Here is a 20743-nt window from a genome sequence, read left to right on the forward strand (position 1 = left end):
CCCCCGTAATTGACTCAGTCACACGTTTCCGGTATAATCTGAATCGGGTCGCCTATGCCAAAGCTACACATACTCTCGCCGAGCTCGCTCGCCGCAACAATTGAGCTGACGGAAAGTCTTATCACGATCGGTCGGACTCCTGATAACTCCATTTGCATCCAGGACACCAACGTCTCCAGGCGACACGGAATTCTGGTGCGTGACGGGGACAGTTATCAATTGCACGACTTCAAATCCGCCAATGGCACTTTCGTGAATGGCGAGCAGATCATGGCGGCGAAACTCAAGGATGGCGCGTCCATCCGTTTCGGCTCGGTAGAGCTTCGCTACGAATCGGGTCTCGCCAAGGCTGCGCCGCTCGGAACCGCACTAGCCGATCAGAAAATGCTCCCCACGCCGCCCAAGGGCGGCAGCGGCAAGGAGCGTGGTGGCATGTCAAAAAGGATGAAACCCGAATACGCCGCCGGGTCGTTGCAATCCGGTCCCGTTACCTTCCCCCCGGGCTCCCTCGCCAAACCCATATCTCCGCCGTCTCCCAAGAAGTCCGAGTAAACCAGCCTCCTGGGTGGCGCGGTCCACCCCGCCGTTCGGTCCTTCGGTTCGTTCCAAAACTTGAACGTTGTGCGTTGAGCGTTTAACGTTGAGCGTTCAGGCGTTCTTTCCCCCGCCGACATTGCTCCCATCGGTCCTATTCCGCGTCTTTTTCTCTCCCCCAAAACCGTCCAAATCCCTGTTTTCACCCTTTTTTCGAAAAAAACACCCTCAAAAACCCCAATGAATACGCGCCTTTGGAAGAAAAGCTTCCAAAGCTTCCAAACCTTCCAAAGCTCACTCACGCCTTTTTTCGATTTCCGATAGTCTGCCCCGCGTTGATGAAAAACGCAGTCACACAACGCAGCGAAACGAGGAGATCGAATATGAATTGGTTGTCGAAGATCGCGCTTCTGCTCGGACGCCGAAAGTTCGAGGAATTTGCCCAGGCCAACCCCACGCTCCCGGACGACGCCCTCGCCGTCGCCAATACGCTCGATACCTATCCCGTCCGCGGCGCGGTCGCGCTCGTCGCCGGCTCGCTCGCCCACGCGCTCGACAACCTGCTGCGCGGCACCGAGACGGTCAACGCCGCCGCGACGCATGTCCTGCTGATTCTCGCGGGCCTCTGCATCATCTGGGTCCGCCACGCCATCAGCAAACACGACGTCCGTGTCAACGCCGTCCTCCAGAAAGCCCGCGATCTCTCCGGGATCGCCGTCAAAACACTCGTGCTGATCTTCGCACCCTTCGTGTTCTTCGTGGTGAAATCCCCGGCTGCCTCCGCCCAAACCAACGCCCCCGCCGACAATGCCTTCACCCAGCTCGTCACCGATATCGGCAGGTCCACGAAATTCAGCAGCGGCATCGGCATCAATCTCCACGGGAAATTCGCGCCGCTACTCTCGCAGGAACTCCCTCTCTTCGGCCACTCGGGCACCAACTCCTCCTGGTCCACGGGACCGTCGCACGCCACGTTCTTCCTTCCAACCCAAAACCAGGAGGAACTGGGCTGGTCACTGAGCGGCAGTTGGCAGTCACCGCCGCGACTCTTGCGCCTCGCGCTCTTCAACGCCAGCGACATCGACTGGACCGTCAACTGGGGTCTGCCCGTCGAGGACTACTACCAACTCTTCCGTCACGCCGACTGGAAGGAAAACCGCCTCGGCCTCTCCGTCACGCGCAAGTTCTGAGCCGGGAGCCCACCAGGAATGAACGAAATACACGAAATCAATTGGGGCGCGGTCCTGGCCTTCATCGCGATCCTCGAATTTATGCGGAGCGTCGTCATCTACATGTTCATCAGCCCGCTCCGTGGCGCGGGCAAGAAAATCGACCACCTGGAGGACCAGCTCAACGGCCTCAATTTCACCAATCTGCAAAAGGGCGTCGAGGACCACGAGAAACGGATGCGCGCACTCGAAAGCGACGCGATGCCCATTGACGATTTCCAGCGCTACACCGACGTCGCCGAGCGCGACCGCCGCCTGATGAACAAGAAACTCGACATCCTTTTGCAACGCACCGCACACCTCCGTGAACCTGAAGATGAAAGGGAACTAGCCGATGAAAGCTGAACAACTCCGCGACCTCCGCGTCGCGCTGCTCCGTGAACTCTACCGTCTGAACCCGCTCGGCCGCCGCGCCGTCGTGCTCCACATGCTGGTCCAACCAGAAGTCGAGTGCACCGTCGCCGAGGTCACCGCGCAACTCGCGTTCCTCCGCGGCAAACATTTCCTCTGCGAGGTCAAAGCCGACGACATCTCCCCCGGCCTCGACCCATTCTGGTTCATCACCACCGAAGGCATGGTTCACTGCGAGGCGAAGCGACTGGTATGAAAAAGCGCCGCAATCAGAGAGTCAGTCGTTGGCCGCTCCGGAAAAGATTCAGCCGGATTGCGATGTTGCCCGAAGAAATGCGCCTCGAGATCAACCGCAAGATGCGCGATGGCCAGCAAATCAAGATGATTGGTGAATGGTTGTTCGAGCAGCGGGCGGATCGCGACCTACCCCACCTACATTTGAAGGCGGGCGATGCTTATTCGTTGAGCTGGCTGCGCACCAGTCCGAAGGAAAAGAACGCGCGCCGGACTGTCGAAGCCGGCCTGGCCCGCTGGTTCTACACTTCGTACCAGGAATGGCTACGCCGTGAACAGGCGCGCGAGGAGACGGTTCAACGGGTCGAAGACTCGGAACAGACCAACAGAGCGGCGGCGGAAAAGAGCCAACCCGATGCTGACGTGGGCGGCAACCTGATTATCCGCTCGATGCTTCTAGAGGCCATCAACCTGGTCCACAAGGACAGCAAAGATCCGACGGAGCTCTCGCAACTGGCGACTGCGTGGGCGCGCTTGAAACAGACGGCGATTGAACTGGAAAAGCTCCGGCTGCGCACGCAAGAGGCTGTGGACGCCGGTCTCAAGGCGCTCAAGTCCGAGATAACGAAAGACCCCGAGGCGATCGAACTTTTCAAGAAACTTCACGACATCGTGAAACGGTCCGCGAACTCCGACGCATGAATACGGGCTTCAACATACTCGGACGCTCCATCGACCTCGACCTGGCACCGAAAGTTATGACGCCCATGGTGAGTTCCTTCCGCGAGTTCCTCGAGAAACACGGTCGCGTCAAAACTCCTGACGGCAGCTACCAGTGTTACACATTCGAGGGCCGCGAGGCGTTGGAGTTTGTGGTGGGGGTTATTGATCGCGTTCTCGGTTCAAACGATGGCCAACCCATGAGCGACGCCCGGCTTACTGCCACCGGTTCAGCGCAGTGGGGGAAAACCATTCTCGAACTCAACCTGCTCGCCTACGCCGCCGGTATCCAGTTCCGCTCCGTCGGCCTCTTCCTGCCCGATGAAGATCTCGTTGAGGGCATCGTCGATAGCAAATTCCGTCCCGATGTCCTCGACCAGCAGCCGTGGCTCAATTCCCTGATCACGCTCGGCAAAGCCGAAAACGCGTCGGGCAAAACGGTCAATCGCAAGGGCTTGTTCACCTGCACCGGTAGCCGGAAAAAGTCGCACGGGATGATCCACGGCATGCAGAAGATCCCCACGACCTTCAGCTTCGACATCGTCATCGAGGACGAGAAGGACGACATCCCGCCGACCATGTCGCGCTACCTCACCGCCCGCATGACCGCCAGCGATCTGCGCTTCCGTTTGAGCATCGGCACCCAACGCTACGCCGGCGCGGGACAGAACAAGGAATTCGAAGACGGCACGATGCACCTCGGCCATTTCACCTGCGCCGTGTGTGGTCACAAACAAAACCCCGAAGAAAACTGGCCGCAAATTTGCCGGTTGGCGATTGATCGCGAGCCGAGGTGCGATGATCCGCAATTGCAGTTGGAGGGGAATTTCAAGCGGAACGGCCCGCGCTCACCGAGCGCGGCTACAGCGGAAGGCGTGTTTGAGTTCGAGCCGGACGGGAATTTTTATCTCGCGTGCGTGCAGTGCGGGCACGAACTGGATCGGCATAAGCCGGAGTTTGTCGCGCAGCATCCCGAACGGGAGAAGTTGCAGCACTGGTCCGTGCGCATCTCGCAATTGCTCGTTGCTGCCATCGCCTTGAAACAAATCGTCTCTGATTGGTGCCAGAACGCCGTGCAAGACCCCGACGCGATGAAGACGTTTTATGTCGACCGCCTCGGCCTGCCGCGTTCCAGCAGCCAGCAACTCGACCAGAAAATCCTCGACCGCGCCCGCTCGCTGGAGCACTTCGACCTGTCACTGTCCCCACGCCCCAACACCACGCGTTTCGCAGGTTTAGACACCGGCGACCGCTGCTGGCTCACTGTCCGCGAGGTCGAGTCCCCAACCATCAAACGCATCACCTGGCTGGAACAACTCAGCGCCGAACGCGTTCGCGCCCGTGTGCCGCAGGTTTTCGAGCTGCTGGGAGTCAGCGCACTCTTTGTCGACGCCGGCCCGCTGCGCGATCTGGCCCGCGATCTCTGTTTCTTGTTGAACGGTCTCACGAGTTTCCGTCCGTCGCCGCTTCCCGATCCCGAACGTGCCGTCATCCATTTTCCCGGTGGCCTCACGTGGGACGGCGCGAACCAGCGCTGGCGCGGCCTGCGTTGCGCCGCCGTCGAGTTCACGCTCAAGGAAGGGAAGGGGGTCGTCCACAAACTCGGCATCACGCAGGACGGCCTCTTTTATCCCGTCATCGCCTGCAACCGCGACGAGACCATCGAGCGCGTTGTCAACGAACTGCTTACCGCCGCCGAAAACGTCATCGAGGTCATCGACGGCAAACTGCGCACCGCGCCGTCGATCCGCCTCCCGCAACGCGGCGTCGCGACGCCGAAGATCATCGACGCGTTCGACGCGCATATCATTTCCGGCAGCCGCCGCGAACGCGACGAACGCGGCCACGCCGAGCACTTCGTCGACGGTTGCGAAAACCATTTGCTACTCAGCGACGCCTACAGCGCGCTCGCGGAATCCGTGTGTGCTCACCCCATCGCGCTCCCTCCTTTCGGCGCGATGAATCCCACCACCTCCCTCACACACGGAAACCGCGGCCGCTGGGGCGCCACCACTTTGGCCAGGAGGACCTTTTGAACAAAGACAACGCTCAACGTTCAACACTGAACGCTCAACTTTCAACGAATCGCGAAAAAACCAACAGCGCGACGGTCATAGACCGCCGCTACAAAAAACGGAGAAATAAAATGAAGAAACACCTATGCGCGATCCTGCTCACTGCAACCGTCCTGGCGACGTACGTCTACGCGCAAGGCGGCTACCCGCTCGGCTCGGACGTCGCATCAACGATCACCACGAATAAATTGAATATCGTCGGCGCCAGTTCGACGCTGGTGGCGACCGACAACGCCGACCGTGTGTTTTGCAAGATCGTCCAGCGCGGCACCAACGCCATCGACGTCGGTTACAGCCTCACCGTGACCAATGGCCAGCAGGATTACCTCGTCGGCACGGTCGGCAGCACGTGGGACACGAAACGCCCCGCGCTCTACAAGGGAGCCATCTCCGCGATTCTCGATAGCTCGACGGCGACCCTCACCTCCGCCGTCACCGTCATCGAAGGCACGCGCCAAAGTTTCTAACTGGTTGGAGCGCTTACGAGAAACCAAATGGCCAATCGCCTCACAAAAACATGGCAGGCGCTGAAGGGCGCGGGTGCGGAAATGTTCCAATTCGGCGAGAGCAATCTCGTCGACCCGCCTTCGCCTTTGGCTTCGGCGGGCAAGTCCACCACCGGAGATAGTACGCCCGTTCCTCCGGCGCCCGGCACCATCGTCAAAGCGCAGGTGGCAGAGCGCTGGATGAATCAGGTCACCCGCGGCCTCACGCCCGAAGCGGTGGACGACTATCTCACCACGGCGATCAGCGGCGACACGCTCAATCAGTTCGCGCTCTTCGAGGAGATGGAAGAGAAATGGCCCGAGCTGCGTCTAGCGCTCTACAAACACAAGCTCAAGGCCGCCCGCCGCAATCCGCGCATCGTCCCGCCCGACCATCCGCAGAATCCCGCGCTGGCAAAAGAGAAAGCCGATTTCGCGAACTACGTCTTCGCCGCGATGCGCAACTGGCATCGCACGGCCTTCAATCTCCTCGACGCGGTCGGCAAAGGCGTCAGCGGCGCGGAGATCGATTGGCAAATGGGGGAGATAGCGGGTCGCCGCGCCGCCGTCGTCATCGCCGAAATGCCATGGGTGAATTATCGCCACTGGAGTTGGTGGTGGGACAAGCCCGAGTTGCAGTTGTTCCCCGATCTGCGCAACCGTGCCCTGCACATCGACGTGCCCGACCGCAAATTCGTCATCTTCCACCATCTCTCGAAAAGCGGCCATCCTGCGCGCGCCGCGATGTTGCGTCCGCTCGCCTGGTATTTCCTCATCTACCTCTACACGATGAAGGACTGGAGCACGCTCGCGGAGACCTTCGGCGTCGATATCGCCCACGCGTTTTGCAACAAGGACGCCACGCAGGAACAGCGTAATGCGATCCTCCTGCATCTCTCCCGCCTCGCCGCCCGCGCCGGCGTGTTCGATGAGGGGACGGTCGTCAATCTCCAGCGCGCCGCCAGCAGTAGTTCGTTCCCGCAGGAAGCGCTCGTGAAATACTGCTCTGAGAAAGCGCTTGAATGCCTTCTCGGCGCGACACTCGGCACGCAAGCCGGCACCCACGGCGCGCGTTCGTTGGGATTAGTCCAACAAGATGAAACAGAAGAGTTGGTGGATTGGACGTCTCTCCTCTTCGCGGGAACGATGACCGCCACCGCGTTGCGTTGGTTGATGGACTTCAACTTCGCCGACCCCACCGACAATCCCGTGATGGAATTACCCGGTGCGAGCCGCCGCGACATCGCCGCCCTCGCCAATGTCGTCAACACCCTGGTCAACCTCGGCCTGCGCGTCCCCGAATCCTGGGCCCACGCCCAGTTCGACATTCCACAGCCCGGCGAAACCACCGAGCGCCTGCTGACCCCGAGTCAAAATAACGGTCCGGACGCGCCGGAAAATCCGTTCAATGGTTCTGCGCACACCAGCCTCGACGTCAAACACTCGGGTCTACGAGCGAAAGTGGGGTTCGCAGGTAATGCCCAAGCCACAACCACAGCACCACCATCCACGTCAACAGGATGGTCTGAACGATGAGAAGCAACGGGGTAATGGAGATGAGAACGAGGGCCCAAAGTCCGGTCCAAGTCATGGAAGGATCATGCCTGTGGTGGACAAATAGACGCCATTGCATTGCGCCATTGAACAGCATCGTACCGAGGACGACCATTAACCCAACGCCGCTCGCACGGCGAACAATCGTCCGCCAGCTGGCGATTTTCGCATTGTATTGCGTCGCATCCGTAGTGGTCCACGAACCCGAATTGATTGCGCGTTGTCTGGCATTGAGGACACCCCAGTACCTATGGGCATATACCTTATTGAGCCACATCGATAAGAGCACAGTCGCAATTGCGACGAGCGTGCTAATGGTCGCAGACAGCTCCCGCGTCATGACGCCTGATTATCGCTCTGAATTCCGCGTCCCTCAAGTCCAAACCAGCCTGGCCACTACAGCCGTCCCAACCATGTTCTTAGGAGACCAACATGTCTGAATCGACAACGCAACTAATCCCCAACGTTATCGCCCTGACCGGCCTTTCCTCAGCCATCAAACCAGAGGCGCAAGCCGACCTTTGGATCGTTTACCTGCCGAAAGGCGACCGCGCGGTTGACCAGAGCGCCGAGGATGGTACGCCGACGAAATTGCGCGTCAATCCGTCTGCGCTTTCGGCGAAGCGCATGGAAGCCGCGCGTCGGCTTGCCGCCGCGAAGCCAAACGCGAACCAGCCCTATACCGATTATAACCATGACGACAAGGAAGCCAGCGGTCGGCCGTTGAAGTTCGCGTGGCATGACGACCTCGGCGTGATCGGTCTCACGCGGCGCACGCTCCAGGCCATCGAACGCACCACGGGCGATCCGCCGGAGTTCCAGGCCTTTTCGCCGCACGTGCCTCTCGACCCCGAAACGGGCGAGGCTGTCGGTATCTATATGAACTGCGGCGGTTTCGTGAACCGCCCGCTCTTCGGCGATGCGACTTCGCTTTCCGCCGCCGCGCATCTTCCGCAGGAATTGGTCGCCGCTGACCCGAACGAAGTCGAACTCATTAGCACCGACGTTGTAGCAGCGTCCGTCCCGGACGCTTCCACTCCCGCAACCGGGGAACGGGCGGGACGCCCGTTCTACGAACTCATTGCCAAACTCTGCGCGCACTTTCAACTCGACGCGTCCACCGTCACCGAGCCCGAGTTGATTGCTGCCTTCGAGGAATCTGTTTCGTCCCAACCCGCTGAGCTAACCGCAAAGGCCGCGCTTCACAAACCGTCCGACGAAGAAATCGGAATGGAGCTTGTCGGCTTTGCGGTTGGCTGCGGGATTCTCGCGCCAGCCGAGAGTGCCGAATGGGAACGCCGCCTCGCCAAAGATCGCGCGGGTTGGACGAAAGAATTGTTAGCGAAAGCGCCGAGCGTGTTGCTCGGCCGGGTCATTCAGGATCAATCCGCCGGTGAGGCTGCCGGCGGGACGAAACCGAAAGCGAAGTGGGAACAGCGCGTTGAGGAGCTGTGCGCGAAGGACCCACTCATCGCCCCGATCGCCGCCAAAGATCCTGTGCGCGCCAAATCGATTGCGCTCGAACGAATCGCCAGGGAGGAGCCCGCGCTCCTCAAGTAGGCAAAACCAAAAACCAAAAAAGAGGAGACACACAAATGTGGAGCAGAACCGTTGAGACCGCCGTAAAGCTTGGCTTTGCGGTTAACCGAGGCAGCGCGGACGGCAAGGTCGTTCCCGCCGCCGATGGCACGAAGCCGACGTTCCCTGTTTTCAGTGAACGCCCCGACGTGGGCACGATCATCGCCGCGGGCAGTACGGTCGCCATTGTCACCGATGACGGCGATCGCGAAATCTACGTCATCCTGGGCAACACGGTCACCGAATTCCAATTCGGCATGTCCGATTCGAATGGCGCATGGATCCCCGCGACGACTGGCAATTACACCGGCGTGCAATTCCTCCAAAGCGGCGTCGCCGGCGACGTCGTGAAGGCCCGCGCCGCGCAATTCAAACTCCCGTAACGCAACCCAAAGGAAAACGCATATGGCATCCGAACCGCAACTCCTGACACTCAATGCGCAGCTCACGACGTTCGTCGCGGGCGTGCAACCACCCGATTTGCTCGGGCGCATCATCGCGCCGACGTCCCCGGCGCAGTTGATCTCCGATGTGAAATTCAACTGGTGGAAATTTGACCCCGCCGAGTATCTGCGCAAGCAGGACACGAAGGTCAACCGCCGCGGCACGATTCCCGTGACGGATTTCAGTTTCACCACCGACAGCGATGTCCTCGCCGATCATGGCCAGCAGATCGTCAACCCGAATGACATCAGCCTGCTTAGCGAGGGCCAGCCGCCGCAAATCCTGCAAGCGCCGGTGAATGTCCGCATGGCAAAACTCAAGGCGTTGACCGAGACGTTTTGGTTCTCGCATGAGTTCGAGGCGCGTGATCTCGTCTTCACCGCCGCCAATTACGCAGCGGCCAACACGCGCGTCGCCGCCACCACTGACATGCTCGACAATGCGGACAACGAGCCGATCAAAATTATTCAGACCCTGATCGACACGCCATTGATCCCGCCGAACGCCCTCGTCATGGGCCTTGCCGTTTGGCGTCCGCTGCAACGTCATCCACAAATGGTCAGCGCGATCAAGGCCGTCCTCGGCAGCCGCGCCGCCGTCAGCGGCCAGGTCAACCAGGATGAAGTCGCGGCGTTCTTTGGGTTGAAACAGGTGCTCGTGGGCAAGCAGCGCACGAATAACGCGAACCCCGGCCAGACGGCCAGCTACAGCCGCATCTGGGGCAAGCACCTCGCCGCGATCCGCATCGAGGACGCGCCGCAGTCCACCGTCTCGCCGTACCCCGGCACCGCGCTCACGGCGTACGGAAACATCATGAACGCCGGCCCGGTCTTCGTCGCCTCCCGCACGATCCAGCCCGGCGAGGAAAACGGCGGCCTCTACGGCGCCGTCGCCGACATCATCGGCCACACGCGCAAGGTCCTCATGGTCAATCAGGATTCTTGTTACCTGTTGCAGAACTGCGTGACCAACGACGTGTAAACCACCAAACCCGATTCCCTCTCCCCTTCGGGGGAGAGGGTCAGGGTGAGAGGGAATAAAACATGACCACCATCAGCGCCTTCTTGATCGCCGCCGACGTGACGGACAATTTCAGTCCCGCGCAACTCATCGAATTGCTCGACGACCCCGTGAATCCCACCGGCGCGTTGAACACCACCCTCCGCGACAAAATCATCGCCCGCGTCAATGGCGAAGCCAGCAGCCTCACCTCGGGCAAACTCATCTTTCCACTGCAAGTCGACGACACCGACGCCGACAACATCAAGGCCACCCTCGCCGGCTTCGCGCTGGACATGTTCGAGTACTACGCGATGAAGGACAAACCGCACATCCTGCAAGCCTTCACCGGTGTGCAAGATGGCTACAACCGCGCCATCCGGTGGCTCGAAGCTGTCCGCGATGGCAAAGCCACCATCGGCACCAGCAAAACCATCCCCGGCGCCGAAGCCCGCAACGCCGCCGTCGAGACCAGCCCCCACAAGGGCACGTTCGAACGCAGACGAATGAGAGGTTGGTAGCGCATGAGGCAAAATACAAAAACACCGTTCGTCTTTTCTGTCACCCTGAGCGAAAGCGAAGGGTCTCGCAAAACAAGCCTGCACTTTCGCAATCACTGCGGAGTTAGGAAGTAGCCCTCAAATGCCCTTCACCATCGAACAACGTGGTTTCGACGAACAAGGCCAGCGCCTTCATCTCATCACCAACGGTCTCGACAACCTCGACCCGCTCTTGACCGTAATTGCCTCCGACCTCGCGCAAATGTGGCGCGACAACATCGACGCCGGTCCCAACGATCGCTGGCAAGGCGGCCCCTCGTATCGAGCGAAGACATTCGGCGGCACCACCTTACGCGACCGCGGCTTGATGCAATCTTCCATCGTTGGCCAGCAGACCGGCCCGTCTGAAATCAGTGTCGGCAGCCCGCTCACGGTCGGTAACGGGTGGAACCTCCTTGCCATCCACGAATTCGGCGCGGACGTGGTGGCAAAAAACAAGGAATGGCTCACGTTCCGTTACCCGATCGCTTCCGCCTCCGAACCCGGCTGGGCGCGCAAAAAAGAAATCCGCATCCCAAGCCGGCCCACCGCCCCATTCGATTGGGACCGCAACGAACTAACTCCAGAAGCCGACCAACTCGTTCACTCATGCATCAATGACCATCTTGCGGAGTTATGCCAATGAGCAATTATCTCATCGACATCGAAGATGCCGTCATCACGAAAGTCAATTCCGCCAGGCGACCTGACGACAACACACGCAGTTTCTTCAATCGCGTGGACATCTTCCGCGGCGAAAAATCCGAAGTCTTTCTCGCAGTTGCCCGCGAGACCGCGCCGTCGGCTTGGCTGCGTCTCGACCGCATTCTTAACAAATCCGAAGAATTCAAGAGTGCGCGCGGCCTCGGCCAACCCGTCCTGCAAGGCACATCGCGCAACGAAATCGCCTGCGTCTGGTCACTGTTCCTCTGCGCCCGCTCGCTGCGCGCCACCAAGGAACTTTCCCACGGCGGTCCCGGCATCATCGGCGCGTACGACATGATCAACCTCGTTGTCGGCCCGTCCGGTTCGCCGCCGTCAACCGCCGGCCAACTGCGCGGCTGGCCGCCCATCGCGACCGCCGAACCTTTCATCTTTGTCGGCCTGGAACTGCTCGGCCAGACGACAACTGAGACCGTCTACGAAGCTCAGTTCCGAACCCGAGTGCAACTGTGAACGAAACCATTATCAAAAACCAAAACGGAGGAATGAGAAATGAGTAACTTGGCCATCCGCAATCGGCTGACCGTCGGCAATGTCTGGCAGGGCGGCGCGGTCGCGCTTTTCGACCGCGATTATGCCGGCGTCCTGCTGGACCTCGGCAACGTCACCGATTCGAGCTTTAACCAGGAATTGGAGGCGACCGACTTCCGCACCGCGCGCGCCACGGGCACGCTCGTCACCGAAGCCCGTCCCATCAAACGCCTCGAACTGCCCATCACCATCAAATGCAACGCGCCCGACCCGAAAGCACTCGACCTCGTGCTCTTCGGCAACGGCCAGGCCGCTTTCAGTCAGTCCTCGGCGACCGCCTCCACCCAAAACATCACCGTCGCCGCGCTCGACATGTGGCACAAGATCGCCGGCTTCGAAATCGCCAACGTCGTTGTAAAGAAAGCCAGCACCACCGCTGTGCTCGGTACCGATTACGATCTCGACACCGAACTCGGTGCTGTCAAGCCGCTCACTGGCGGCATGTTTTCCGTCACCGACACCATGGCCCTGACTTTCGACCTGACCGCGATCACGAAGGTCGAGAACCGGCCGCAGACCCACATCGGCTTCGTTTACGGCGAATTCTACCTCTACATGGTCCTCCCGCCGAACGAAGGCCGCGCCGCCGAGCAAGTCTGGCTCCGCCACATGGCCAAATCCCGTCTGGAACCGACTGGCAACTTCGACTTCAGTCCCGACAAACCGGCCGAACAATCATTCAAAATCACGCCCATACCGAGCGGCGACGCCACGTACCCCTTCGGTTACCTGCGCCAAATCAAATAACGCATCCTGTCCCTCTCCCCTGCGGGGGAGAGGGTTAGGGTGAGGGGAACAAAGCCAATCCATATATATGACCGACACCATCAAACCGACAATCCGCGAGCCGCTCGAAGTCATTTATGACGACGAACGCCGCGAGACCATCATCATCAAGCGCCTCTCCAACACCGACATGATCAAGTGGGCCGACACCGGCCTCGACAAGGCCTTTCTTGTTTTCCGCTCCGTGGAATTCAGTAGCGCGGGCGTTTCGCCCGCGAATCAATTGTGGTTCGACACCCTCTCTCAAGACAGCGCCTTCGCCGTTGTCGAGAAGGCGCTCACGCTGAACCATTCCCCAATTCAAAAAAAAATAATGGAGGCCGTCCTGGCAAACCTGCGGTCGTGGTTGTCAGCGATGCCCTCGACTTCCTCCGCGCCCGCGGTCACGACACCGACAAACTGACCGACTATGAAATCGAAGAAACTTTCACAGCCGCTTTCAAAAACTGGCAGCACGGTCTGGTCGAAGCCGCCTTTTACACGGGCCTGCCATGGATAACCAAACCGCGTGACTGGAAAAAATACTGCGACGACCTCCACCGGGCAATCGAAGGAAATTCACAACGCGCTGTCGCCGAGAATCTGCTCGCCACCTTTCTCTCGCAGGGCGTTCCCATCGCGAATTGACGGCAAAGGATAATTAATATGGCTGCCAACAACATCGCTGAAATCATCCTGAAAGTGACGACCGAAGGTCAGGGCAATGCCCAGCTTTTGGCGGCCCAATTGACGCAACTCGATCAGGCGACCAACAAGGTGATGACCACCACGCTGGCCGCCACCACCGCGCAGAAATCGTTCAACGCAGAAATCGGCAAGCCGCCGCCCGCGCCAGGCCTGGCCGTCGCGCAATTGCAACAGCCCAACTCGCAATTGGAAAGAATGCTGCAAAACTGGGGCAACCTGCAAAAACAGGTGGATGGTTTCACCACGCACACGCTCCGCGATTTCACCGCCACGTCCGCCCATGCATTGACTGAGTGGATCGAGGGCTCAGCAAACGCCAAGCAGGCCTTCGCCGGCTTCGTCACGTCCGTCCTCGAAGGCATCATTCAGATAATGCTCCAGCAGACGATTGCCCACGCACTCGGTCTGACGCAGGCACAGGTCTCCGCCCAAACGCAGACCGTCGCGAATACGGAAATCGCCGCCAGCGCCGCCCCCGCTGCTGCGCTCACGGGCGCCGCCACGTTCGGGGCGAACTCCGTTGGCGTGGCGCTCGTCATTGCCGCCGTGCTGGGCGGTGTCGGTGCATTGCTGGCCCTGACGCGCAAGGCTGAGGGCGGTCCTGTGTTTGGTGCGGGCAGCGAGACGAGCGATTCAATTCCGGCGTGGTTGTCACACAACGAATACGTGCAACCCGCTTCCGCGCACAACTACTACGGCACCGACGTCATGGAAGCCATGCGCACACGTTCCATCCCGCGCGAAGCGATCCGCTCTTCAATGGAACACCGCACGTTTGCCTGTGGCGGCCCCGTCCTCCCCACCCGCGGTTTTGCCGAGGGTGGTATCGCCGTGCGCATGGCCGGCGGCGGCATCGTTCCGAATGTCAGCGTCGGCGGCGCAACCGTATTGCTCGCCTTCGGCCCGGCCGAGATCGACCGCCTCATGGCCACCACCGAAATGCAAAAGCACCTGACCGATCATCTCGACCGCAACGCCCACCGCGTCGCCCGCAACATCAAACGCACGGGAGGCCATCGGCAGGAATGATCCCGAACCTCACCATATTGCCATTTAGGGCGAACTGGTATTCACGAATCACGTTGAAGTCCACTTTCGCCACAAATATCAAACGTGAATCCATTCCCGGCAGCATTACGCGCGACAGCGCGCGCGACTACGGTCAGCGCTCCATCAAGTTCAGCATCCTTCCGTACGAGGATCAGCGTCGGAATTGGGACGCATTCCGCGAAGTAAATCCGCCGGGCACAATCCTCGGCATCCCGCTCTGGTGTGAGGAAGGTATCTACCTGACCGCCGACTCCCCCATCGGCGCAACGACTCTATCGGTCTCCGCAGTGAACTTCATCGACTGGCGGAACGAAGCCGTGTTGTGGAAGTTCGACGACTCGGCTTGCGAAGGCATCCAAATCGCGAGTATTAGCGCTACCACAATCACGCTTTCATCCGCCCTTCAATCCGCTTTCAAAGCCGGCGACCAGGTTTTGCCCATGATGCGCGGATACCAGATCGATGAGTACGCCGAGGAGCTTCAATCCTGCGAGACTTCGGTAATCGAACTTACTTTCGAGGAAGATCTCGCGCACGCGGCTGCCCCATCGATGCCGGGCACTCTCAATGCCGCGACCTACCTCGGCCTGCCCGTGCTGCCGCTCATCGCCGAATGGGGCGAAGCTCCCAAGGTGAATATTGGTCAGGGCACACACATCGTCTCGTCAGGGTTCAATCGGCAGGCGCTCGCCACCTTGCGGCAGTTCATTCGCCAGCGCATCTCGCATCGCATCGGTTGTAACGGACGCCAGGATCGCGCAACCCTCTGGCAGTTCTTCCACGACCGTTGTGGTCGCTGGCAACGATTCTGGCTGCCGGGTTTCAAGAACGAACTGCTGCTTTCCGCGGACGTGGGAGCGAGCGATACCACGTTGCAACTCAAAAACTTCTCCTCCTTCACTTCTCGTTTCAATTATGGCGGCCAGCTACGACGCGCGATCTTTATTACCAACGGGGATCGATGGTGGATCCGACAGGTGATCAATCTTTCCGGAGGCGCCAACCGCGTCAGCATTGATTCGGCCGTGGGCTCTTCGCTCTCCGCTTCTTCCACCCTCGTTGGTCTGCTCCCCCTTGTGCAATTCGCAACCGATGACATCGAGATCGAATGCCAGTCTCCGCTGGTGTCCACCGCAACCCTCACATTCACCGAGCTCGAGCGTGAATACACGGATGTCATCACGGCCGGCATCGCAAGCGGCACAGTCGAGGGGATGGAGTTGACGTCATGAGGGCCGTCCCCTCAGCTTGGAGCGCCCTGGAGACCGCGCGCGAGCGACGGGTCGCGTTGCTGTTCCACATCTTCGCGCGGCGCGATGGCCGCGTCTCCCTGCCGAATGGCTGGGGATCGTGGACCTACTCGGTCGGATTTCAAAGCAGCGTCAACTTCACCGACCTCGCGAACTACGCGAGTGATGGCATCCAGTCGCGCACCTACATTCCCGCGGCGATTGAATTCGACGCGAGCCAGGTCTTCCGCAAGGAAAGCACCGACCTTGATCCGCACAATCTCACGCTCACGGTCGATCCGCAGTTGGATCCGTTTGCCAATTACGTTGGTCGCCGGTGGCCACTCACCTTCGGCATCGTGATCTACAAGGTCCATCGCAACGGCAACGCCGTCGTCGCAGTGGACGATGGCCACGGCAACCAGGTGCCGGTCGTGGACGTGGCGTTCATCGGCTATCTCGACAGCGATGACACCTTCGACGCCAACAGCGCGGGCCTGGAGCAGACGATCGACGGCGGCAAGCTCAAGCTCGAAACAAAGTGGGACCACATCACGAAGAAGTTCATCCGCCCGGTGCCGCGTCCCGTTTTCAGCATCGATTGTCCCAAGGCGCTCTTCTCGACCGACACCGCCGCCGTTGCCTGCAATGCCGACAAGCCGAACGTCCGCATCGACGGTTTCGTGTTGCAGAACAACGGCGTGGTCATCAGCGCTACCGAATGGGCCGTACAACCCGATGGCTGGTTTGCCCAGGGGCTCGTCGAATTTACCGGGACAGATCCGGTCAGCGGACTGGACTTCAGTTTCTCGCTCGGCGTCATCGCCAGCGCCAGGCGCACCTCCCTCGGCGTGGATTACGGCGACCTGACGTTGGAGATGTTCCCGCCGTTGCCGGTGACGGGGCTCATCGTCACGGCGTATGGTGGTTGCGACCGCGCCCGTTCAACTTGCGTTACCAAGCACATTCCCGCCGGTACCGTTCCGCCGGCGCCCGGCACGCCGACACCCGGCCACATCGACGTGGCGCTGCAGTTGTTCAATACACCGCCAACCAATGCCGGCACCGCGCGCGTGATCATCACACCAACGCAGTTGACCGTTCTCTACGGGCACACGAATTCCGCCCAGATCGGCAACTTCGCCGTCAACGGCGCGGACTGGACCACCTATTCCTGGATCGCAAAAGGCTCCGGCTCGATCATCACCGATCCGCCATTCGACCTGGTCGGCGGCGCCGGCATCCCGGACGCCGCGGGCTACATATTCTCGCTTGCAAACAATGGCGCGGGCGCACCTTCGATCGCGCAGCAACCCACCGCCGCGAATGGTTTCACGTTGATCGTCAAAATAAGTGGCCAGGCAGCCTACGATTTCCGCGTGAGCTGGACCGCCGGCGATGGCCAGCCCGTCAACTTCGGCAACCTCGAAAACTTCGGCGGCACGGACATCCCCATCGAGCACCCGACATTGGAGACGACGCAATAATGCCACCGCGCCGACCATACTTCTATGGCTCGAATCGCGCGCGCTCACTGCTTGCACAGTTGGCAAAATGGCAGGGGACGCGCTGGCGGCACGCGGGTGCGAAGCCAAATGAGATGCGGTGTGGCGTCAGCGGCGATTGCCTGTTCTGGGTCCACGTCTTCAAGGCCATCGATGCTTTACCGGCAAAGCTAACGATCCCCGACTATCGCCTGCAGGAAGCGCGCGCCGATGAAATGAAAACGCTACGTCAGTGCATCATGGCCACCGGCCGCGCACAGCTTGTCTGGGAGCGCGACAGTATCGCGAACTATCGAGGAAAGGCCGACGATGAACTCCACCGGCTCGGCTTGCCGTGGCTGATTGTCGGCGATGTACTGATTTACAAGAATGGGACCAGCGGTGCGCATTGCGGCCTGGTGGCGAACGTTGCGCCGATCCAGTTCGTGCACTTGACTGGCAATGGCCTCCTCGAGGAGCCACTGCACCAGAAGCACTATCTACAGTCGTTGACATACATTTACCGGCTGCTGGAGCCCGAGTTGAGCGTTGAACGTTCCGCGTTGAATGTTGGAAGTTTAGGAGTTTCACAATGAGTTTTCTCGGCGCAGGCTCGGCTCCGACCAATGCGAATCGCCGCACGGTTGCGCAATCTCCCGTCGCTTCCAATATCCTCGGCACACCATGGCCGACGCTGTGGGGGACGCGCGATTTGAGCGGGACGGTGATCGCGTGGACGAATCACCGCTTCAGCAACAGCGGCTCGACGGGCAAGGGTGGCGGCCAGGTGTCCAGCGGTGAGAAAGACTACCGGACCTTCGCGCTCGGCCTGTGTATCGGCCCGGTGGACCGCATCACGGAGATTTGGTACGACAACGCGCTGATCTGGCAGGGCAACGTGAGCATCGCGTCGGCAGCCACAACCGCCACGGCCACTGTCGGCATCGGCGGGATCGTGCTGACCGACAGCGCCAGCCGCGGGACCATCACTTTCTACTTTGGCCTCTCGACACAGACGCAGGACCCGATCCTGGCCCAATTCATTCCCGACGCGCCGTTCTATCGCGGGATGTGCTACGCAGTCTTCCACGGCGACCGCACCGGTACGCGCGGTTTCCGCATCGGCAACGCCGACACGCTCGCCCAGGTTGCGCTTCGCGTGACCCGCATCCCCGCCTCGCCGCCGGGCACGGCCTTCAATGTGCAGACGCAGGCCAATCCCCAGAACGCCGCCGTTGTGTCCGGGACTCCCGTGCTCACCGCCGACGATTCTGGATTCACGGGTGACTCCAGCATCATCTATCAGCTTACCGTGCAGGCCGGCGGTACCAGTTCGCAAGCCTCTGTCACCATCAGCGTGCTTGATGGATCGGATGCCGGCAGCGGCCCGTTCACGATCGCTAGCGGTACTCCCTTTGCCGTGGGCAATTTCGGTTTGATGGCCACGCTCACCTGGACCGGCACGCTGATCTCCGACCCAAATACCGCGCAGTGGCTGATCCTGCTGACGAGCAATATGATCGCGCTCGGCGGCGCGAATGTGGCGGGCATCATCTACGAGTTGCTCGCCAGCAACGTCCACGGCATCGCGCTCGATCCTGCCGTGATCAACACCGCCGCTTTCAGCAGCGCGGCGCTTTCCCTGCTCAACATGGGTCTGAGTTGGGTGGTCAAGGAAAAGGGCGATGCGCGCCAGCTTATTACGGACGTTCTAAAGAACGTCCAGGGCGCGCTGGTCATTAGCAACGGCCAGATCGGACTACGGCTACTCAGTGGCGGCGCTTCCGTTCTCACCCTCGAAGCCGACGACGTCCTCGGCCTGAAACAACGTCCAGGTTCCTGGTACGAAGTCCCGCAATCCACGACGGTCAAGTACAACGATGTGACCCGCAAGTTCCACGACACGGTCCTCTCGCTGCCGGGGGCAGGCGACTTCGGGAACGACGAAAAGAACACGGAGATCGCTTTGCCGATGGTCACCAACGCCGGTGTCGCGCGGTTGATCGGCACCCGTCTGCGGATGCTGGAAACTCTGCCAAAAAATCCTGACACGATCACCTGCGGACGCGGCGCATTTCAACTCCAGTTCGGCGACGTATTTGTCGTCAACGATCCGCCGCGTGGTTACGACTCGACCACACCCCTGATCATCGTGGCCATACGCGAGCACGGCATGGGCGACGAAGTAATCGAGATCGATGTAGTGCCGGAGGTTTTCGGTTTCTTGCCGGCGCTGGTGAAATCGGTCGGCGGTGGCGGTGGTGGCGGCGGGGGCGGTTCGACACCGATCAACCCAATCCAGTTACAGGACGCCGTCGAGTTGCCGTGGGACTTCGCTCAGGACGGTTCAAAACAGTTTACGCTTTTCGCCGCGCGCCCGGATCCCGATGTCGAGGGACTCGCGCTGTACGCCTCCATCGAGGATCCACCCGTTGATTACGACGTGATCGATTCCGAGGCGTTCTTCCACGCTGGCGGGAAGGTCATCAACGCGAACTTCCCGCGGTTCGCGATGGATCGAGAGGCGTCCATCGATTTCAACCAGGGCAGCGATGACATCGGCGGCTTTTCGTCTTTGTCCGATTCAGATTGGTTCGCGTACAAGATGCTTGTGCTGGTCGGCGGCGGCGTTGGAGCCGGGCTTTACGCGGGGCGCGAGCTGGTCTTTCTCGGCGGTACGGCCTGGCGGCTGCGCGGTATCTTCGGCCCGCTCTCGGACACGCCGGTCCCTGCGCCAGCCGCGAACAGCCCGATCTGGATCTTCCGCATTCAGCCGCGCTACAGCGTGCCCGCGGAGCCGGCCTGGGTGATCAATACCTTGCTGTCGCTCAAAGGTATTCCGTTCGGCAGCCGACTGTCTCCAACACTGGCGGATGCGCTCCTTGCGCAACTCACGATCGTCTCGCGTGCGGCCCGGCCATTCCCCGCCGACAATCTCGTCGCCAACGGTCGCGGCGCGATCATGACGCCGCTCTATACTGACGACATCGCTCTCACTTGGGTGCTGCGCGACCGGGGCTTCGGCTTCGGTTACGAAACCAACCCAAGCGAGTTTGATCCGACCGTCCCCAGCGAGATCGATACGTGCGACGTGGAAATTTGGGTCGGCGCCGTCCTGAAACGCACGGCAACGGTCAGCGTCCGCCACGACACAGTGCAAACATCCACGCTCACGGTGTACAGCGCACAACAGTTCGATGTCGGCAATGTCGCGGGGCTACAGCCAGGTGACCTCATCAACGTGGCCGTGTTCGGAAACACGGGACAGGTCTTCGGGCGCATCCAATCGATCAGCGGCCTCACGATCACGCTGTTCTCAGCGCTGCCAGTGCTGCCCGTAACCGACGAGCTGGTGACCCGCTACGAATCGGTCGGCTATGTCTACGACGCTGCCACCAACGAATCCGACAACGGCGGCAGCCTCGCCACCAGTGTCGATGTGAAGGTGTATCCAAACTTGAACGGGCTTCGCGCTTTACGCCCAGCCGAAATAACAGTGGTGAAAATATGA

The 20743-nt window shown here is 60.4% G+C and carries 21 protein-coding genes; all 21 read left to right on the forward strand.

The window, feature by feature from the left end; translation table 11 throughout:
- The first annotated feature begins 54 nt into the window (after nt 1-54).
- The 21 genes from VNL17_08570 (at nt 55) to VNL17_08670 (ending at nt 20743) form a co-directional block, all read left to right on the forward strand.
- On the forward strand, nt 55-552 hold the full coding sequence (locus VNL17_08570; GenBank protein ID HXI84127.1) for an FHA domain-containing protein: 498 nt from the start codon (nt 55-57) through the stop codon (nt 550-552).
- 365 nt (nt 553-917) lie between these two features.
- Nucleotides 918-1724 carry a hypothetical protein gene (locus VNL17_08575; protein ID HXI84128.1) on the forward strand — a complete coding sequence of 269 codons (807 nt, stop codon included), beginning with the start codon at nt 918-920 and terminating at the stop codon, nt 1722-1724.
- An 18-nt stretch (nt 1725-1742) separates the two neighbouring features.
- Entirely contained in the window at nt 1743-2108 is a 366-nt protein-coding gene (locus tag VNL17_08580; protein ID HXI84129.1) for a hypothetical protein, read from the forward strand.
- Nucleotides 2098-2370, forward strand: a complete 273-nt coding sequence (locus VNL17_08585; GenBank protein ID HXI84130.1) for a hypothetical protein — start codon at nt 2098-2100, stop codon at nt 2368-2370. Before VNL17_08580 ends, VNL17_08585 begins: the two co-directional genes overlap by 11 nt.
- The gene (locus tag VNL17_08590; GenBank protein HXI84131.1) at nt 2367-3050 is read left to right on the forward strand and encodes a hypothetical protein; all 684 of its coding nucleotides are present in this window, start codon (nt 2367-2369) and stop codon (nt 3048-3050) included. Before VNL17_08585 ends, VNL17_08590 begins: the two co-directional genes overlap by 4 nt.
- Entirely contained in the window at nt 3047-5104 is a 2058-nt protein-coding gene (locus VNL17_08595) for a hypothetical protein (GenBank protein ID HXI84132.1), read from the forward strand. The genes VNL17_08590 and VNL17_08595 overlap by 4 nt, the downstream gene beginning before the upstream one ends.
- 110 nt (nt 5105-5214) lie before the next feature.
- The gene (locus tag VNL17_08600) at nt 5215-5610 is read left to right on the forward strand and encodes a hypothetical protein (protein ID HXI84133.1); all 396 of its coding nucleotides are present in this window, start codon (nt 5215-5217) and stop codon (nt 5608-5610) included.
- Between the two features lie 27 nt (nt 5611-5637).
- Nucleotides 5638-7164, forward strand: a complete 1527-nt coding sequence (locus VNL17_08605; GenBank protein HXI84134.1) for a DUF935 family protein — start codon at nt 5638-5640, stop codon at nt 7162-7164.
- A 450-nt stretch (nt 7165-7614) separates the two neighbouring features.
- Nucleotides 7615-8742 (forward strand): hypothetical protein, encoded by a 1128-nt coding sequence (locus VNL17_08610; GenBank protein HXI84135.1) that lies wholly within the window; start codon nt 7615-7617, stop codon nt 8740-8742.
- Nucleotides 8743-8777: 35 nt separating this feature from the next.
- Nucleotides 8778-9143 carry a hypothetical protein gene (locus tag VNL17_08615; protein ID HXI84136.1) on the forward strand — a complete coding sequence of 122 codons (366 nt, stop codon included), beginning with the start codon at nt 8778-8780 and terminating at the stop codon, nt 9141-9143.
- Between the two features lie 22 nt (nt 9144-9165).
- A complete protein-coding gene (locus VNL17_08620) occupies nt 9166-10185 on the forward strand; it encodes a hypothetical protein (protein ID HXI84137.1) in 1020 nt (339 codons plus the stop codon).
- Between the two features lie 62 nt (nt 10186-10247).
- The gene (locus tag VNL17_08625) at nt 10248-10724 is read left to right on the forward strand and encodes a phage protein Gp36 family protein (protein HXI84138.1); all 477 of its coding nucleotides are present in this window, start codon (nt 10248-10250) and stop codon (nt 10722-10724) included.
- A gap of 121 nt (nt 10725-10845) precedes the next feature.
- Entirely contained in the window at nt 10846-11388 is a 543-nt protein-coding gene (locus VNL17_08630; protein HXI84139.1) for a hypothetical protein, read from the forward strand.
- The gene (locus VNL17_08635) at nt 11385-11918 is read left to right on the forward strand and encodes a hypothetical protein (GenBank protein HXI84140.1); all 534 of its coding nucleotides are present in this window, start codon (nt 11385-11387) and stop codon (nt 11916-11918) included. Before VNL17_08630 ends, VNL17_08635 begins: the two co-directional genes overlap by 4 nt.
- 39 nt (nt 11919-11957) lie before the next feature.
- Nucleotides 11958-12743, forward strand: coding sequence for a hypothetical protein (locus VNL17_08640; GenBank protein HXI84141.1), 786 nt, complete (start codon nt 11958-11960; stop codon nt 12741-12743).
- A 67-nt stretch (nt 12744-12810) separates the two neighbouring features.
- Nucleotides 12811-13185 carry a hypothetical protein gene (locus VNL17_08645; GenBank protein ID HXI84142.1) on the forward strand — a complete coding sequence of 125 codons (375 nt, stop codon included), beginning with the start codon at nt 12811-12813 and terminating at the stop codon, nt 13183-13185.
- Between the two features lie 242 nt (nt 13186-13427).
- Nucleotides 13428-14498: a hypothetical protein gene (locus tag VNL17_08650; GenBank protein ID HXI84143.1), complete on the forward strand. Its 1071-nt coding sequence runs from the start codon at nt 13428-13430 to the stop codon at nt 14496-14498.
- Nucleotides 14499-14551: 53 nt separating this feature from the next.
- A complete protein-coding gene (locus tag VNL17_08655) occupies nt 14552-15751 on the forward strand; it encodes a hypothetical protein (protein ID HXI84144.1) in 1200 nt (399 codons plus the stop codon).
- On the forward strand, nt 15748-17235 hold the full coding sequence (locus VNL17_08660) for a hypothetical protein (GenBank protein ID HXI84145.1): 1488 nt from the start codon (nt 15748-15750) through the stop codon (nt 17233-17235). The genes VNL17_08655 and VNL17_08660 overlap by 4 nt, the downstream gene beginning before the upstream one ends.
- On the forward strand, nt 17235-17828 hold the full coding sequence (locus VNL17_08665; protein ID HXI84146.1) for a hypothetical protein: 594 nt from the start codon (nt 17235-17237) through the stop codon (nt 17826-17828). Before VNL17_08660 ends, VNL17_08665 begins: the two co-directional genes overlap by 1 nt.
- Complete coding sequence (locus VNL17_08670; protein HXI84147.1) at nt 17825-20743, forward strand: phage tail protein; 2919 nt, start codon at nt 17825-17827, stop codon at nt 20741-20743. The genes VNL17_08665 and VNL17_08670 overlap by 4 nt, the downstream gene beginning before the upstream one ends.

The sequence above is a fragment of the Verrucomicrobiia bacterium genome (assembly GCA_035577545.1).
GTDB lineage: Bacteria > Verrucomicrobiota > Verrucomicrobiia > Palsa-1439 > Palsa-1439 > Palsa-1439.